This window comes from Phycicoccus flavus, assembly GCF_004025965.2.
Lineage (GTDB): Bacteria > Actinomycetota > Actinomycetes > Actinomycetales > Dermatophilaceae > Phycicoccus > Phycicoccus flavus.
Map to the genome: position 1 here is coordinate 1 of NZ_SAYU02000088.1, position 15,564 is coordinate 15,564.

The 15,564-nt window shown below is 75.4% G+C and carries 17 protein-coding genes; 6 read left to right on the top strand and 11 right to left on the bottom strand.

Annotated features, from left to right (window positions below):
* On the top strand, window positions 1-322 hold a 322-nt coding region (locus tag EPD83_RS18225), incomplete at its 5' end, for a hypothetical protein (RefSeq protein WP_205859602.1).
* Window positions 323-362: 40 nt separating this feature from the next.
* Here the strand turns inward: EPD83_RS18225 and purF are convergent.
* Together purF and EPD83_RS18235 are read right to left on the bottom strand one after the other, a co-directional pair.
* Window positions 363-1,988, bottom strand: coding sequence for an amidophosphoribosyltransferase (gene purF / locus EPD83_RS18230; protein ID WP_128366253.1), 1,626 nt, complete (start codon window positions 1,986-1,988; stop codon window positions 363-365).
* A 60-nt stretch (window positions 1,989-2,048) separates the two neighbouring features.
* Window positions 2,049-2,294 carry a hypothetical protein gene (locus tag EPD83_RS18235; RefSeq protein WP_128366254.1) on the bottom strand — a complete coding sequence of 82 codons (246 nt, stop codon included), beginning with the start codon at window positions 2,292-2,294 and terminating at the stop codon, window positions 2,049-2,051.
* A gap of 111 nt (window positions 2,295-2,405) precedes the next feature.
* On the opposite strand from EPD83_RS18235, the gene EPD83_RS18240 reads away from it, so the two are divergent.
* The 4 genes from EPD83_RS18240 (at window position 2,406) to EPD83_RS18255 (ending at window position 6,283) form a co-directional block, all read left to right on the top strand.
* Window positions 2,406-3,983 carry a molybdopterin-dependent oxidoreductase gene (locus EPD83_RS18240; RefSeq protein ID WP_128366255.1) on the top strand — a complete coding sequence of 526 codons (1,578 nt, stop codon included), beginning with the start codon at window positions 2,406-2,408 and terminating at the stop codon, window positions 3,981-3,983.
* Window positions 3,984-4,186: 203 nt separating this feature from the next.
* Complete coding sequence (locus EPD83_RS18245) at window positions 4,187-4,846, top strand: fasciclin domain-containing protein (RefSeq protein ID WP_128366256.1); 660 nt, start codon at window positions 4,187-4,189, stop codon at window positions 4,844-4,846.
* 19 nt (window positions 4,847-4,865) lie between these two features.
* On the top strand, window positions 4,866-5,468 hold the full coding sequence (gene sigK, locus EPD83_RS18250) for an ECF RNA polymerase sigma factor SigK (protein WP_205859603.1): 603 nt from the start codon (window positions 4,866-4,868) through the stop codon (window positions 5,466-5,468).
* Window positions 5,465-6,283: an anti-sigma factor gene (locus EPD83_RS18255; protein WP_165566966.1), complete on the top strand. Its 819-nt coding sequence runs from the start codon at window positions 5,465-5,467 to the stop codon at window positions 6,281-6,283. Before sigK ends, EPD83_RS18255 begins: the two co-directional genes overlap by 4 nt.
* 27 nt (window positions 6,284-6,310) lie before the next feature.
* Here EPD83_RS18255 and EPD83_RS18260 read toward each other — a convergent pair whose 3' ends face one another.
* Window positions 6,311-7,174 carry an LLM class flavin-dependent oxidoreductase gene (locus EPD83_RS18260; RefSeq protein ID WP_235950711.1) on the bottom strand — a complete coding sequence of 288 codons (864 nt, stop codon included), beginning with the start codon at window positions 7,172-7,174 and terminating at the stop codon, window positions 6,311-6,313.
* Window positions 7,171-7,545 carry a sterol carrier family protein gene (locus EPD83_RS18265; protein ID WP_128367391.1) on the bottom strand — a complete coding sequence of 125 codons (375 nt, stop codon included), beginning with the start codon at window positions 7,543-7,545 and terminating at the stop codon, window positions 7,171-7,173. Before EPD83_RS18265 ends, EPD83_RS18260 begins: the two co-directional genes overlap by 4 nt.
* A 249-nt stretch (window positions 7,546-7,794) precedes the next feature.
* Here EPD83_RS18265 and EPD83_RS18270 point away from each other — a divergent pair, with 249 nt between their 5' ends.
* Window positions 7,795-8,595, top strand: coding sequence for a spermidine synthase (locus EPD83_RS18270; protein ID WP_128367390.1), 801 nt, complete (start codon window positions 7,795-7,797; stop codon window positions 8,593-8,595).
* 12 nt (window positions 8,596-8,607) lie between these two features.
* Here EPD83_RS18270 and EPD83_RS18275 read toward each other — a convergent pair whose 3' ends face one another.
* From EPD83_RS18275 to EPD83_RS18305, 7 genes are all read right to left on the bottom strand, one after another.
* Window positions 8,608-9,423 carry a DUF1295 domain-containing protein gene (locus EPD83_RS18275; protein WP_128367389.1) on the bottom strand — a complete coding sequence of 272 codons (816 nt, stop codon included), beginning with the start codon at window positions 9,421-9,423 and terminating at the stop codon, window positions 8,608-8,610.
* A 1-nt stretch (window position 9,424) separates the two neighbouring features.
* Window positions 9,425-11,560 (bottom strand): xanthine dehydrogenase family protein molybdopterin-binding subunit, encoded by a 2,136-nt coding sequence (locus EPD83_RS18280; RefSeq protein WP_165566967.1) that lies wholly within the window; start codon window positions 11,558-11,560, stop codon window positions 9,425-9,427.
* Window positions 11,557-12,558, bottom strand: coding sequence for an FAD binding domain-containing protein (locus EPD83_RS18285; protein ID WP_128367029.1), 1,002 nt, complete (start codon window positions 12,556-12,558; stop codon window positions 11,557-11,559). The genes EPD83_RS18280 and EPD83_RS18285 overlap by 4 nt, the downstream gene beginning before the upstream one ends.
* Window positions 12,555-13,061, bottom strand: coding sequence for a 2Fe-2S iron-sulfur cluster-binding protein (locus tag EPD83_RS18290; protein ID WP_128367030.1), 507 nt, complete (start codon window positions 13,059-13,061; stop codon window positions 12,555-12,557). The genes EPD83_RS18285 and EPD83_RS18290 overlap by 4 nt, the downstream gene beginning before the upstream one ends.
* Window positions 13,062-13,147: 86 nt before the next feature.
* Entirely contained in the window at window positions 13,148-13,615 is a 468-nt protein-coding gene (locus EPD83_RS18295) for a hypothetical protein (protein ID WP_128367031.1), read from the bottom strand.
* A gap of 608 nt (window positions 13,616-14,223) precedes the next feature.
* Window positions 14,224-15,339 (bottom strand): winged helix DNA-binding domain-containing protein, encoded by a 1,116-nt coding sequence (locus tag EPD83_RS18300; protein WP_128367032.1) that lies wholly within the window; start codon window positions 15,337-15,339, stop codon window positions 14,224-14,226.
* A 13-nt stretch (window positions 15,340-15,352) separates the two neighbouring features.
* On the bottom strand, window positions 15,353-15,564 hold a 212-nt coding region (locus EPD83_RS18305; protein ID WP_165566968.1), incomplete at its 5' end, for a phosphoribosylformylglycinamidine synthase subunit PurQ.

A 15,564-nucleotide genomic window follows, 5' to 3' on the forward strand; every position in this document is an offset into this window, starting at 1 on the left:
CGTGCAGGCGGACGACGTCGACCGCTGGCGGGCGGCGGGACGCCCGGGGCGCCGGGAGGAGCCGTTCGACCAGGACGACGCCCACGACCTCGTCGACTCCGACGACGACGTCCGGGCCATGGCCGACGAGCGACCCCGCGACGACGGCGACGCCGACCCCTTTGACTCCTGGGAGCACCCGAGCGAGGACGACGGCCCTCGCTGGGTCGGCCGCCACCGCCGGCCCCCGGCGGCCTCCGGGGGCGCCGACGACGGCCACGACCCGGACGCCGCCCGGGAGATCCCGCTCTACCCGCCGAGCGACTGGGTCGACCGCCGCTGACCCGTCCTCGGACCGAGGCCGGGTGTGGCTCGGGCCGACGTCAGGGACGCAGGACGGCGTCGCTCGCCCCGCCGCCGGCGGAGGTCGACACGCCCTCGACGTCGAGCACCGGGGTGTCGAGCACCGGCACCGAGCGCAGCGGGTGCCGCTCACCGACCGGCCGGCGTCCCTCGGGCTCTCCGCCGGCCGCGTCACCGAAGGGCAGCTCGGGCTCGAGCACGCCCTTCCCGACCCGCCCGTCGGCTGGCAGCGGCACCGGGTACTCGCCGGTGAAGCACGCCGTGCACAGCCGCTCGCGGGGCTGGCGCGAGGCCTCGATCATCCCCTCCTCGGAGATGTAGCCGAGGCTGTCGGCGCCGATGGACCGGCACACCTCCTCGACCTCGAGGCCGGTGGCGATGAGCTCGGCGCGGGTCGCGAAGTCGATGCCGTAGAAGCACGGCCAGCGCACGGGCGGCGACGAGATCCGCACGTGGACCTCGGCGGCGCCGGCCTCGCGGAGCATCCGCACCAGCGCCCGCTGGGTGTTGCCGCGGACGATGGAGTCGTCGACGACGACGAGCCGCTTGCCCTTGATGACGTCCCGCAGCGGGTTGAGCTTGAGCCGGATACCGAGCTGGCGGATCGTCTGCGAGGGCGCGATGAACGTCCGCCCCACGTAGGAGTTCTTCACCAGGCCCTGGCCGTAGGGGATGCCGGACTCCTGGGCGTAGCCGATGGCCGCCGGGGTGCCGGACTCCGGCGTCGGCATGACGAGGTCGGCCTCCACCGGGTGCTCCCGGGCCAGCGCGCGCCCCATGTCGACCCGCGACTCGTTGACGCCGCGGCCGGCGATGGAGGTGTCCGGGCGGGCGAGGTAGACGTACTCGAAGACGCAGCCCTTGGGCGAGGCCTCGGCGAAGCGCTGGGTGCGCAGCCCGCGCTCGTCGACGGCGATGAGCTCGCCGGGCTCGACCTCGCGGACGAAGGAGGCGCCGACGATGTCCAGTGCGGCGGTCTCCGACGCGACGACCCAGCCCCGCTCGAGGCGGCCGATGACCAGCGGCCGGATGCCCTGCGGGTCGCGGGCGGCGTAGAGGGTGCCCTCGTCCATGAAGACGAAGCAGAAGGCTCCGCGCAGCCGCGGCAGGACGTCCCGCGCGGCGGCCTCGACCGACCGGTCGGGGTCCTCGGTGAGCATGGCGGTGACGATGGCGGTGTCGGTGGTGTTCCCGCGGGCCATCTCGCCGCGGTGCGCCTCGACCCGGCGCCCGGCCAGGAGGTCGCGCAGCTCGGCGGTGTTGATGAGGTTGCCGTTGTGGGCCAGGGCGACGGTCGAGCCGGTGTGCCCGTCCAGGGTGGGCTGGGCGTTCTCCCACGTGGAGCCGCCGGTGGTCGAGTACCGGCAGTGCCCGACGGCGAGGTGCCCGCGCAGCGACGCGAGCGAGCGCTCGTCGAAGACCTGTGAGACGAGCCCCATGTCCTTGTAGACGAGCAGCCGCGTGCCGTCCGAGGTCGCGATGCCGGCGGACTCCTGGCCGCGGTGCTGTAGCGCGTAGAGACCGTAGTAGGCGAGCTTGGCGACGTCCTCGCCGGGGGCCCAGACGCCGAAGACGCCGCAGGCGTCCTGCGGTCCCTTCTCGCCGGGGAGCAGGTCGTGGGTCAGGCGTCCGTCTCCGCGTGGCACGTGCCCCATCCTCTCACGCCGATGCGCACGGGCGGCCGGGTGAGCCGCCCGCGGGGCCGGTCAGGACCGCCGCTGCCACCAGTCGATGCCGAGCGCGACCACCGCGGCCAGCAGGGCCATCAGCCCGGCCCCGAGGAGCCCGAGGTAGCCGATGGAGGTGTTCGCCGAGTACTGCCCCTGCTGGGTGAGGACCGAGCTCTCGTCCTGCAGCCAGCCGCCGGTGGCCAGCACCGCGCCGGCGAGGAACCCGAGGACGGCCCCGGTGACGATGATGCGTAGGAAGCGCGGGGAACGCGGTGGTGTCACGCTCCTTACGGTAACCGGCGGCCGGTCCTGCCCCCGCGCCCGGGCGGGCGAGGATGACGGGGTGACCCCGCCCACGACATCCGCGGCCCCCCGGCGCGACGAACGACGGTCATGACGACACCCACAGCCGGCCCGCAGCGCCGCCCCCACCGCGCCTGGTACGCCGGAGGCACCGTCCTCGCGACCGCCGCCGGCGCCGGGGCCGGTCACCTCGTCGCGGCCTTCGTGTCGCCGAGCGCCTCCCCCGTCCTCGCCGTCGGCTCGACGGTCATCGACGCGACGCCCACCCCCGTCAAGGAGTGGGCCGTCTCGACCTTCGGCACGGCGGACAAGCCGATCCTCATCGGCTCGGTCACCGTCGTCACCCTCCTCATCGCCGCCGGGATCGGGCTGCTCGCCCGCACCCGTCGCACCCTCGGCCTCGCGCTCGTCGGCGTCCTGGCCCTGCTGGCCATCGCGGCCGCCGCCTTCCGGCCGACGAGCCAGCCGGTGGACCTGCTGCCCGGCTTCGTCACCGCCCTCGTCGGCGTGTTCGCCGCCTCCTGGTTCCTCGGGATGCTCGACCGCGCGGGCGCCTCGGCCGCCGACCCGGCCTCGGGCGCCGGTCCCGACCGCAGCGCCGCCGGCGACGGGACGAGCGGCCGCCGCACGGTCCTCGCCGCCGCGGCGGGGCTCGGCGCCGTCGCCGCCGCGGGTGGCGGGCTGGGTCAGGCCTTCGCCCGCGGGACCTCGGCCCCCGATGTCGCGCTGCCCACCCCGACGACGTCGCTGAAGCCGATGCCCGCGGGGCTCGACGGCAAGGTCAAGGGCATCTCCTCCTTCCTCACCCCGAACGACCGCTTCTACCGGATCGACACCGCGCTGGTCATTCCCCGCGTCGACGCCGGCTCGTGGACCCTGACCATCGACGGCGACGTCGACAACCCCTTCACCCTCACCTACGCGGAGCTGCTGGCCCTGCCGATGATCGAGAAGGACGTCACCCTCACCTGCGTCTCCAACGAGGTCGGCGGCCCCTACGTCGGCGGCGCCCGCTGGCTCGGCGTCCCGGTGCGGACCCTGCTCGAGCGGGCCGGGGTGCGCGACGGCGTCGACCAGATCTTCAGCCGCTCCACCGACGGCATGACGATCTCGACCCCGCTCCAGGCCCTCCAGGACGACCGGGACGCGCTCGTCGCCGTCGGCATGAACGGCCAGCCGCTGCCCGCGGTCCACGGCTTCCCGGCCCGGCTCGTCACCCCCGGTCTCTACGGGTTCGTCGGCGCGACGAAATGGCTGACCCGGATGACCGCGACCACGTACGCGAAGGAGAAGGCGTACTGGACCGACCGGGACTGGGCGACCGACGCCCCGATCTACACCGAGTCGCGGATCGACACCCCGAAGCCGCTGAGCACCCAGAAGGCCGGCCCGGTGACGATCGGCGGGGTCGCCTGGGCCCAGCAGCGCGGCATCGAGAAGGTGGAGGTGCGCGTCGACAACGGCGAGTGGATGACCGCGCAGCTCGGCCCCGACGCCGGCATCGACTACTGGCGCCAGTGGTTCGTCCGCTGGGACGCCTCGGCCGGGCGGCACACCCTCGTCGTCCGGGCCACGGACGCCGACGGCAACACCCAGACCGAGCAGCGCCAGACGCCCTTCCCCAAGGGCGCGACGGGCTGGCACAGCGTGGTCGTCACCGTCGAGTGACGCCCCCGCGCCGAGGCGGCCGGCACCCCGACCCGGGGGCCGGCCGTCCGCCGTGCCCGGGGTCCGCGACCCACCGCGGCCCACGGCCCGCGACGTGGCGCCGGTCACCAAAAAAGGTGCCCCGCAGGCAATCCACCCCAGCCCCGACGACGAACCACATGTGCACGACGACAGACAGCCCCATTCTCGCAAGGAGCACCCCGATGCGTACCACCCGAACGGCGGTCGCCGCCCTGGCGCTCGCCCTCCCCCTCACCCTCGCCGCCTGCGGCAGCAACGACACGAGCACCGGCGCCGGTTCGTCCGACACCGCCTCCAGCTCGTCCGCCCCGTCCAGCTCGTCCGCCTCCCCCTCGGAGTCGATGACCGAGAGCGCCTCGAGCGACATGCCCTTCGGCGCGGCCTGCGACGCGGTCCCGAGCTCCGGCAAGGGCTCGTTCGACGGCATGGCGACCGACCCGGTGGCCACCGCGGCGAGCAACAACCCGCTGCTCTCCACCCTCGTCACGGCGGTCGGCGAGGCCGGCCTCGGCGACACGCTGAACTCGGCCGAGGACATCACCGTCTTCGCCCCGACCAACGACGCCTTCAAGGCCCTGCCGAAGAAGACGCTCAACGCGGCCATGGCCGACCCCAAGGGTCTGCTGACCACCGTCCTCACCAACCACGTCGTCGAGGGCCGGCTCACGCCGGAGGACCTCGCGGGCGAGCACAAGACGCTCTCCGGCAAGAGCATCGACGTCATGGGCTCCGGCGAGGACTTCACCGTCGACCCGGGCGGCGCCACCGTGATCTGCGGCAACGTCCAGACCGCGAACGCCACCGTCTACATCATCGACAAGGTCCTCGTCCCGAAGGGCTGAGTCAGCGATGATGGACCGCATGCCAGCCGCCTCCTCGGGACCACCCACTCCGGCTCCCGGGGGGGCGGCTGCTGCCGCGCCCGACCTGGCGGAGCTGCTCCGCCGGTCGGCCCGGGGCGACGAGCACGCCTTCGCCCGGCTCTACGACGCCACCTCGCGTCGTATCTACGGGCTCGTGCTGCGGATCGTCCGGGACCCGGCGATGTCGGAGGAGGTCTCCCAGGAGGTCTACCTCGACGTCTGGCGGACCAGCGCCCGGTTCGACGCCACGAAGGGCAGCGCGCTCTCCTGGCTCATGACGATCGCCCACCGGGCGGCCGTCGACCGGGTGCGGTCCAGCGAGGCGTCACGGCGCCGGGACGACGCCCACGCGGCGTCCACCCACGACGTCGCCTTCGACGGGACCGCGGAAGCGGCCCACATCTCCCTCGAGAGCCAGCGGGTCCGCAAGGCCCTCGAGACCCTCACCGAGGCGCAGCGCAGCGCCGTGGAGCTCGCCTACCTGGGCGGCTACACGCACACGGAGGTCGCGAGACTTCTCGACCTGCCCCTCGGCACAGCGAAAACCAGGATCCGGGACGGACTGATCCGCCTCCGGGACACGTTGGGAGTACCGGCATGAGCCCCGATCTGCACCACCTGAGCGGTGCCTATTCGGTCGACGCCCTCGACCTCGACGAACGCACGGACTTCGAGCACCACCTGTTCGTGTGCGCGTCGTGCCAGGCCGAGGTCCGCGAGCTGTCCGCCACCGCGCACGCGCTCGACTCGCTCGTCGAGCACGCGCCGCCGGCCTCGCTACGGGCCTCCGTGCTCGCCGGTATCGCCCAGGTCCGTCCCCTGCCCCCGCTGGTCCGCGACGACGTGGCAGAGGACGCCGTCGCCCACCACCCGGGCAGCACACCGCCTGCCACCCCGGCCCCCGAGGTCGGTCCGGCCCCGGTGGGCGGAGAGGCCGGCGCCACGACCGAGGGCGCGACGGTCATCCCGCTCTTCCGCCGCGCCTCGACCTGGCTCGTGGCCGCCGCCGCGGCCGCCGTGCTCGCGGTCGGTGGTGTCGCCTGGGGGCCGTGGTCGGCCGACCAGCCGACGCTGACCGCCGTCCAGCAGGTCGAGCAGGCCGCGGACGCGACGACCGTCACCCAGCACACCGGACAGACGATGGCGACGCTGGCCTACAGCCGCAGCCGCGACCAGTCCGCGCTCACTGTCACCGGCATGCCCTCGCTCGAGCAGGGCGAGGTCTACCAGCTCTGGTACATCGGTGCCGACGGCGCCCGGTCCGCCGGGTTCCTCAGCGCCGGGGCCGACGGCAACGGCTCCGCGGTGCTGGAGGGCAGCCTCACCGGTGCCGACCAGGTCGGCGTCACGGTCGAGCCCGACGGCGGCTCCGAGCAGCCGACGACCCAGCCGGTCATGGTGGTCAAGCTCGCCTGAGCCCCCGGGCTCCGGGCTCCCGTCCGGTCAGCCGCGCAGCGACCCCGCCACCTCCTCGAGGACGGCGGGGTCGCCCGCGTACGGGCCGTCCGGCCGCGGCCAGTGGCACACGACGTCGGTGAACCCGAGCTCGCCGGCCCGGCCGGCCATCTCGGCGTACAGCCCCGCCGACTCCAGCGAGAAGCGCGGCGAGGCGTCGAGCGACAGGTAGCGGTCGACGGGCCCGCGGCCGGACGCGTGCAGGGCGTTGTCGAACCGGGCGACCCGGTCGGTCACCCCGGCCCACCACTCGTCCGTCGTGTCGCCGCCCGCTCCGTAGGTGACCCAGCCGTCGCCGTACCGTGCGGCGAGCCGCACCGACCGCGGGCCGTTGGCCGCGACGAGCAGCGGGATCGGCGGGCGCGTCGGGCCGGGCAGGGTGCGGGCGTCGCGGGTCGTGTACCAGGCGCCGTCGTGGTCGACGTGGTCCTCGGTGAGCAGCCGGCGCAGCAGCGGCACGAACTCGTGGAAGCGCTCGACCCGCTGCCCGAGGGTGAGGTCGCCGCCGAGCAGCCGGGAGTCCAGGTCGCCGCCGGTGCCGACCCCGCAGAGGAACCGCCCGTCGCTGAGGTCGTCGAGGGTGACGACCTCGCGGGCGTAGGTGTAGGGGTGGTTCTGGTTCGGCGAGGACACGAAGGTGCCGAGGCCGAGGCGCGTGGTCAGCCCGGCGGCCGCGGCCAGGGTCGGCAGCGCGCTGCGCCACGGCGACTCCGGCAGGCCGCCCCACACGAGGTGGTCGTAGGTCCAGCCGTGGTCGAAGCCCAGCTCCTCGACCGCCCGCCAGCGCGGCGCGGCCTCGCGCCACGGCAGGTCGGTGAGCAGGCACACCCCGTGCCGCAGGCCCGCGCTCACGACCCGCTCCGCACGAGCGGCAGGAGGGCGGACACGTCGGCGCGGGTGCCGCTGACCCGCAGCGTGCCCTCGGCCAGGGCCTGCGCCCAGGTGAGCGTGCCGGTGACGAGGCCGAGCCAGGTCTCGGCGTCGGTCTCGACGACGTTCGGCGGCGTCCCCCGGGTGTGCCGCGGCCCCTCGACGCACTGGGTGACCCCGTACGGCGGCACCCGGACCTCGACGCTGTTGCCCGGCGCGCGGGTGGAGAGCTCCTCGAGGGTGTAGCGGACGGCGACGGCGCGGGTGGCCCGGTCGGTGCCCTCGGGGTCGGCGTGCCAGGCACGGAGGGCGGCGAGGCCGAGGCCGGGGTCGGTGCGGCGACGGGGAGGCATGACCAGGACGCTAGTCGCCCCGGGCCGCCCGTCCCCCGCCGCGCGCCCACCCGCCCCCGGCGGACATTTCGGGGTGACCCCGAAATGTCCGCCGGACCGTGGTTCGTAACCGGGGTCTCGGCGACGAAGCGGGGTGTCGGGCCCCCGCTCCGGCGCTCGACGGGCGCGAGGGACGTCACGCCGCCCGGTCGTCGCGTTCGCCGGAGTGCGCCGTCGACGCCGCCGACCCCGCCCGTAGCCTGGGACCCCGTGGCCCTCCCCGAGTTCGAGCACGACGACGGCGTCGTCACCGTCCTGCTCGACGGCCAGCCGCAGTCCGCCGTCGACGTCGACGACCCGACGGTCCTCGCGTTCGAGTACGTACAGCACCTCGCTCTCGCCGTCGACGCCCTCGCGCCGGCCGGACGGCTGCGCGTCACGCACGTCGGTGGCGGGGCGCTGACCCTGCCGCGGTGGGTCGAGCACACCCGTCCGGGCTCGCCGCAGATCGTCCTGGAGCCCGCCGCCGACCTCACCGACGCCGTCCGCCGCGAGCTGCCGCTGCCGCGCGGCCACCGCATCCGGGTGCGGCCCGTCACCGGCGAGGAGGGGGTCGCCGCGCTCAGGGACGCGAGCGCCGACCTCGTCGTCCTCGACGCCTTCGCCGACGGACGGGTGCCGGCGGGGCTGACGACGCGCGAGTGGATGGCCGACGTCGCCCGGGTCCTCGTGCCGGGCGGGCTGCTGCTCGCCAACGTCCCGGACGAGCCGGGGCTGCGCTACGCCGCCCGGGTGGCGGCGGGCGCGCAGGAGGTCGTCGGCGACGCGGCCTTCGTCGGGCTGCACGAGGTCCTCAAGGGCCGGCGCTTCGGCAACCTCGTCCTCGTCGCCGCGCGCGGGCCGCTCGACCTCTACGCCCTGCGCCGGGCCACCGCCTCGGCCGCCCTGCCCACCGGCGTCCTCCCCGGGCGCGACGTCGCCCGCAAGGTGCCCGGCGCCCGCCCGTTCACCGCCGAGGACGCCGCCGCCTCGCCCGTCCCGCCGCAGCGCGACGCCTGGCGCCGCCGCTGACCGGTCGGTCGCTCAGCCCAGGCCCTTCGGCAGCGGGACGAAGAAGGACACCCGGTCCTGGTAGTCGCGGTAGGCCGGACGGTCCTCCATCCGGTCCTCGGTGCGCTTGGCCCCGGTCGCGTAGACGAGGAAGTACGACATCGCGACCGGCGCGGGCAGCGTCCAGCCCGCCGGCGCGGAGGCCGCGGCAGCCAGCCAGGCGCCGTCCCAGACGAGGGAGTCGCCGAAGTAGTTCGGGTGGCGGGACAGACCCCAGAGCCCGGTGTCGAGGACCTCGGGGGCCTCGCGACCCTCGTCCTTCGCCTTCTTCTTCTCGGCCATGAACCGCGACTTCTGCCGGTCGGCCAGCGCCTCGACCACTCCCCCGGCGACCATGACGCCGATGCCGAGCGGGAAGAGCCACTTTCGCCGGCCCCGGGGCAGGGCGCTGGCCGCGGCCAGCTGCACCGGCGCCGAGACGAGCAGCTGGGCCACCGCCTGGGTGCCGAACACCTTGGCGACGACGGTGGGCGTGCCGTCGCCCTCGAGGAACTCGGTGTAGCGCTCGTCCTCCTCGTCCGACCCGCGCAGCCGCTTCAGCATGAGCGTCTCCAGCCGGGTGGCCCAGGCCGTCGTGGCGGCCGCGAGCGCCCAGCGGCGCCACGGGTCGCCGGTGCCGACGGCGGCGCTGGTGAGCGCCACGGCCGCGAGACCGGGTCCCCACACCCCGTCCGCGTAGTCGCGCCGGCCCCTGCGGAGGGCGACGACGGCGGTGGCGGTCTGCAGCACCCCGACGGCGGCGGCGGACGCGCCGACGACCCGGCGCAGGTTGGCGGTGTCGACGGTCATGTCAGCGACCCCCGAGGAAGTGGTCGGCGGTGACCGGGAGCGAGCGCACCCGGACCCCGGTGGCGTGGTGGGCGGCGTTGACGACCGCGGCCGCCGTGCCGACGATGCCGATCTCGCCGATGCCGCGGGCGCCCATCGGCGAGAACGCGTCGTCGCTCTCCTCGAGCCACTCGGCGTCGACGTCGCGCACGTCGGCGTGGGCGGCGACGTGGTAGCTCGCGAGGTCCTGGGTGACGACGTGCCCGAAGCGGGCGTCGCGCCACGACTCCTCGAACAGGGCCGCCGAGAGCCCCATGACGAGACCGCCGACCAGCTGGCTGTGCGCGGTGACGGGGTTGACGACCCGGCCGACCGAGTAGACCCCGAACAGCCGCGGCACCCGGACCTCGCCGGTCCGGCGGTGCACGCGGGCCTCGGCGAAGACCGCGCCGAAGGAGTGGAAGGCGACGTCGGTGCCGAGCGGGTCGTCGGCCGCCTCGGCGAGCACCTCGGCGCCGGCCCCGGGGTCGTCGCCGTGCCGCTCGCGGAAGGCCTGCGCGGCGGCGACGATCGTCGACCCCCAGGACGCGGTGCCCGAGGACCCGCCGGCCACCGAGGCCGACGGCAGCCGGGTGTCGCCCACCTCGAGGTCGACGGCGTCGGTGCCGACCTCCAGCGCGTCGGCGGCGATCTGGGTGAGCACCGTGCGCGCGCCGGTCCCGATGTCGACGGCGCCGATCGCCACGGCGTAGCGGCCACCGTCGAGGGCGGTGACCCGGGCGGCGTTCCCGCCCTGGCGGTAGGCGGGGTAGGTCGCGGCGGCCATGCCGGTGCCGACCCACCAGTCGCCCTCGAGCGTCGCGCGGGCCTCCGCCGGGCGACCGGCCCAGCCGAACCGCTCGGCGCCGCGGTGCAGGCACTCCGGCAGGCGCCGGTTGTTCCACGGGTTGCCGGTCTCGGGATCGACGTCCGGCTCGTTGCGCAGCCGCAGCTCGACCGGGTCGAGCCCGCAGGCCTGCGCGAGCTCGTCCATCGCCACCTCGTGCGCGAAGACCCCGGGCATCTCGCCCGGTGCCCGCATCCACGACGGGACGGCGACGTCGAGCATGGCCAGCCGGTGCGACGTGCGCCGGTTGGGGGCCGCGTAGAGCATCCGGGTGGGCACGGCGGTCTGCTCGGCGAACTCCTTGACCTTCGAGGACTGCTCGAAGACGCGGTGCTCGATCGCCGTGAGCCGGCCGTCGGCGTCCGCCCCGAGCCGCATCCGCGAGATCGTCGCCGTGCGGTAGCCGGTGAGGGCGAACATCTGCTGGCGGGTGACGGCGAGCCGCACCGGGCGCGGCGAGACGTGCCGGGCGGCCAGCGCCGCGGCGACGACGTGGGCGTGCGGCTGGCCCTTGCTGCCGAACCCGCCGCCGACGTACGGCGCGCGCACCCGCACCTGGTCCTGCTCCAGTCCGAGCATCGGCGCCAGGGTGGACGCGACGCCGTGGACGGCCTGGGTGGAGTCGACGAGGTCCAGCACCTCGCCGTCGCCGTCGGAGCGCCACACGGCCGTCGTGGCGTGCGGCTCCATGGGGTTGTTGTGCTCGTGCGGGGTCCGGTACTCCTCGTCGACGACGACGGCCGCCTCGGCGAGCGCGGCGTCGACGTCCCCGGTGTCGCTGTCGGTGTCGAACGCGGGGTTGACCGAGTCGGGGCGGTAGGTGGCCGCTTCCTCGGTGAGCTCGGCCTCGTGCTCCTCGACGTCGTAGGAGACCTCGACGAGGGAGGCGGCCTCGCGGGCGCTCTCGGCGGTCTCGGCGAGGACGAGCGCGACGACCTGCCCGCGGAAGTGCACCTGCGGGTCCTGGAGGATGGCGAGCTCGCCGTCGTCGGTGTCCGCCAGCCGGGGCGCGCTCGTGTGGTCGAGCACGGCGACGACGCCGTCGTGCGCCGCCGCGGCCGCGGTGTCGACCGAGGTCACGCGGCCGCGGGCCACGGTCGAGGTGACGAGCCAGGCCACGAGGGCGCCGTCGAACCCGTCGTCGGCGCCGTGCTCGACGGCGTAGCCCGCCCGACCGGTGACCTTCTCCAGGCCGTCGACGCGCTCCAGGCGGGTGCCGACGGACCGGACCCGGATGGGGGTCGGGGTGTGCTGCACGGGGTCGGCGGTCATGCGGTCTCCTCCGCGGCGAGATCGAGCAACGTCTGGACGGTGGCCCCGGTGAGCATCGGCACCTTGTAGGCGGTCTGGTCGTCGGTGACGGCGTCGGACAGCTCGGCGGCGACGGCCGCCTCGATGCCCGCCTCGTCGAGGACGGCGCCGGTCAGGGCCTCCTCGGCCCGGCGGGCCCGCCACGGCTTGTGCGCCACGCCGCCCCAGGCCAGGCGGACCTCGCGGACGGTGTCGCCGTCGAGGTCCAGGGCGGCCGCGACGGACACGAGCGCGAAGGCGTACGACGCGCGGTCGCGGACCTTGGTGTACGTCGAGCGCCGGGCCACGTCGGTCAGCGGCACCTCGACCGCCGTGACGAGCTCACCGTGGGCGAGGGTCGTGTCCCGCTCGGGGGCGTCCTCGGGCAGCCGGTGGAGGTCCGCCATGGGGACCCGCCGCTCGCCGTCGGTCCCGAGGGTCACGACGACGGCGTCGAGCGCGGCGAGCGCGACGGCCAGGTCCGACGGGTGCGTGGCCACGCACGTCTCGCTGGCGCCGAGGATCGCGTTGTAGCGGCCGTACCCGCCGGCGGCGGAGCAGCCGCTGCCGGGCTCGCGCTTGTTGCACGGTGTCGTGACGTCCTGGAAGTACACGCACCGGGTGCGCTGCAGGAGGTTGCCACCGGTCGTCGCCTGGTGCCGGATCTGGCCGGACGCGCCGGCCAGCAGTGCGCGGGCGAGGACGGGCAGCCGGCCGCGGACGACGGGGTCGGCGGCGAGGTCGCTGTTCGGCACGCCGGCGCCGATGCGCAGGACCGGGCCGTCGGGGCCGTCCTGCTGCTCGACGCCGCCGAACGGCAGGCGCCGGACGTCGACGAGCAGGTCGGGCCGGGCGACGCCGAGCTTGAGGTGGTCGACGAGGTTGGTCCCACCCCCGAGGAACGCGGCGTCGGGGTTGCCGGCCACGAGGCCGACGGCCTCCTCGGCACTGCTCGCGCGGACGTACTCGGCGGCCCTCACGACGTGGCCGCCTGTCGCGTCGCGGCGAGGATGCCGCGATAGGCACCGCAGCGGCAGAGGTTGCCGCTCAGCCGCTCGCGGATCTCGTCGTCGGTGAGGTCGGGCTCGGCCTCGAGGTCCTCGGTGACGTGGCTGGCGTGGCCCTGCTTCACCTCGTCGAGCATGCCGACGACCGAGCACACCTGCCCGGGGGTGCAGTAGCCGCACTGGTAGCCGTCGTGGTCGAGGAACGCCTGCTGGACCGGGTGCAGGTCCTCGCCGTCGGCCAGGCCGGACGCGGTGACGACCTCGGAGCCGTCGTAGGCGACCGCGAGGGCGAGGCAGGTGAGGTGCCGGCGGCCGTCGAGCAGCACCGTGCACGAGCCGCACTGCCCGTGGTCGCAGCCCTTCTTGGCCGAGGTGACGCCCAGGCGCTCCCGCAGGGCGTCGAGCAGGGTCGTGCGGGTGTCCACGTCGAGCACGTGCTCCGTGCCGTCGACGGTGAGGCGGATCGATGCGTCCATGACCGGTGCGGTACCCGGTACCGACCCGGCGCACTCCCCCGGGCCACCCGCGATTGAAGGGAGGCTGTGCCCAGTCCGCCTGCCGCTCAGTCCAGGAGGTCCAGGGCGAGGGCGGTGACGGCGCCGTACACCGCGTGCGGCACGGCGTCGGACGCCCACGACCCCGCCGACCAGGTCCGCGGGTCGGTGACCCCGAGGGCCGCCATCGGCGCGTCGCTGCCGGCCATCGCCCCGAGGGTGGCCAGCGCGGCCGTCGCCGCGAACCCCGGACGACGGTCCTCGCCGAACGCCCCGAGCAGCGCCCCGATGCCGATCCCGGTCGCCAGCCCGAGCAACGGGCCGAGCCCGGCCACCCGGTTGTCCCGGGTGTCGCCCTCGCCCGGGACGTCGACGCCGGCCTTGTCGGCCATCGCCTCGACGGTGTCCTGCGGCGCGCTGCTCGTCCCGCGGCCCCGCACCGCCATGTCGAGGTACGTCGCGGCGTTGAGCGCGGTCGTCCCGGCGGCACCCGCGATCGCTCCTCGCAGGACCCTGCTGCCGATGCTCGTGCTCATGGTGCGTCTCCGTCCGTCTGTGTCCTCGGTCAGGCTCCGGTACCCGGCCGGGGCCGCGCGCACACACCGGTCGGCGTCGTCGGGTCGCCCACCGCAGGGCCGCCCGGTCCGCGGCTCGACGATGAGCGCGCTCGTCCGTCCCGGTGCGCCGTCCGCCGAGAAGGGCCCGCCGGGCTCGTGAGGTCGCGGTTGTCGGCCCGCGTCGCGGTGGTATCCGCGACATGGGCCGACAACCCCGTACCGGATCTCGGTGGCCTCCCGTGTGCAGGCGGCCCCCGGCGGTCCGCTCAGCGAGGGCCCGGGGGGTCGGCCCGTTCGCCGACGGTCGTGACACCGAACCTGCAGGTCGACGCAGCAGCTTCCCTGTCATCACGCAACGTCCGTGGCGCGCGTGTCCCTCGCGCTGCGTCCGCCCCGTGGCACGCCGCGCTCCCGCGCTCCTCGGCTCGTCCTGCCGGTCCGTGTCCCCGGGGTCCGGGTCCATCGGCGAGGCTCCCACCGTCGGCGACCCGGGGGGCGACGAGACCTCGTCCTCGGCGGCGACCCCACGACCCGGGAGCCGGCGGCCGCACCCCTCCGGTCGTCGACCGGCACGCGCACCAGGACGATCAGCGTGCGGCGGACGCCCAGCGGACCTCGGCGTCGCGGCCGGTGTAGGTGCCGTAGCGCCGGGCCTCGGCCTCCAGGGCGCGTCTCTCGGCCGCCGAGAGCCGCCCGTAGGGCGCCACCTCGAAGGTGACCCGGCCCGGACGCGTGGTGCGGGCTGCGGTGCCGGCGATCTGGGCGTCGACGACGGCGAGACCCATCGACGGCTCGCGCCCGGCCGGGTGCCGGCCGGCGGTGTCGACGACGCGGCGCGAGTCCTGGTAGCCGCGGTACCACTCGTCGAGGAGGTGCAGCAGGTGCGCCTGCGGCTCCGACGACGGGGGCGGCGGCTCCTGGTCCGGCAGGTGCCAGAAGGAGCGCCCGTCGTGCTCGAACGAGGCGAGGTCCGCGCCCGCGGACGCCAGACCGCGACGCACGTCCCCCAGCGTCAGCGTCGCCCAGTACGCGAGGTCGCGCTCGGTGACGGGACCGTGCCCGGCGACGTACCGCCGGACGAGGGCGTCGAGGGCCTCGTCCCGGTCGGCGTACGGCGAGGCCGGCAGGTCATCGCCGAGCACCCGGTAGGTGTGCGTCCCGACGCCGTCGTCCGGGACGGGCCGCCCGCCGGCGACGAGCAGCCCGAGCTCGAGGTGCACGAGCAGCACCATGAGCTGCGTGCCGGACACCTCGTGCCCCGCCGCCGCGACCGCCCGCGCCAGCCCCTCGCGGGTGAGGTCCGGCGCGTCCGTCAGAGCACGGACGACGACGTCCGTGAGGGTCGTGACCGCTGCCGCGTCCAGTCCGAGGTCGCGGTCCAGCTGGCGCGCCGCCTGCCGGCGCACCCGCGGCCCGGTGAGCTCGAGCAGCCAGCGCAGGTCCTCGCGGTGGACGAGGTGCCACGTGGGCCGCAGCACGTGGGTCCGCACCAGCTCTCCGGAGGCGAGGAGCCCCCGCAGCCCCGCCGGCGTGAGCCCGCGGGTCCGGGAGGCCAGCGCCCAGCCGGTCTGCTCGGGGTTCTCGGCCTGGACGGCCAGCAGCGACCGCACCGCGGACGCGGCGTCGGGCGCCGACGCGCCGTCGAGGAGCAGGGTGCGGAAGCGCCACCGGGCGACGGCGCGGTCGTCGATCCCGGCGCTCACGACCGCCCCGCCCTCAGCCCACGAAGACGCGGGCGTTGCGGAACATCCGCAGCCACGGGCTCTCGTCGGCGACGGCCCCCGAGGTCCACGACAGCTGGACGTTCCGGGACACCCGCTCGGGGTGGGGCATCATCGCCGTGAACCGGCCGTCGGTGGTCGTCACGGCGGTGAGGCCGCCCGGCGAGCCGTTGGGGTTGTGCGGGTGGCTGCACGCCGGGGCGCCGT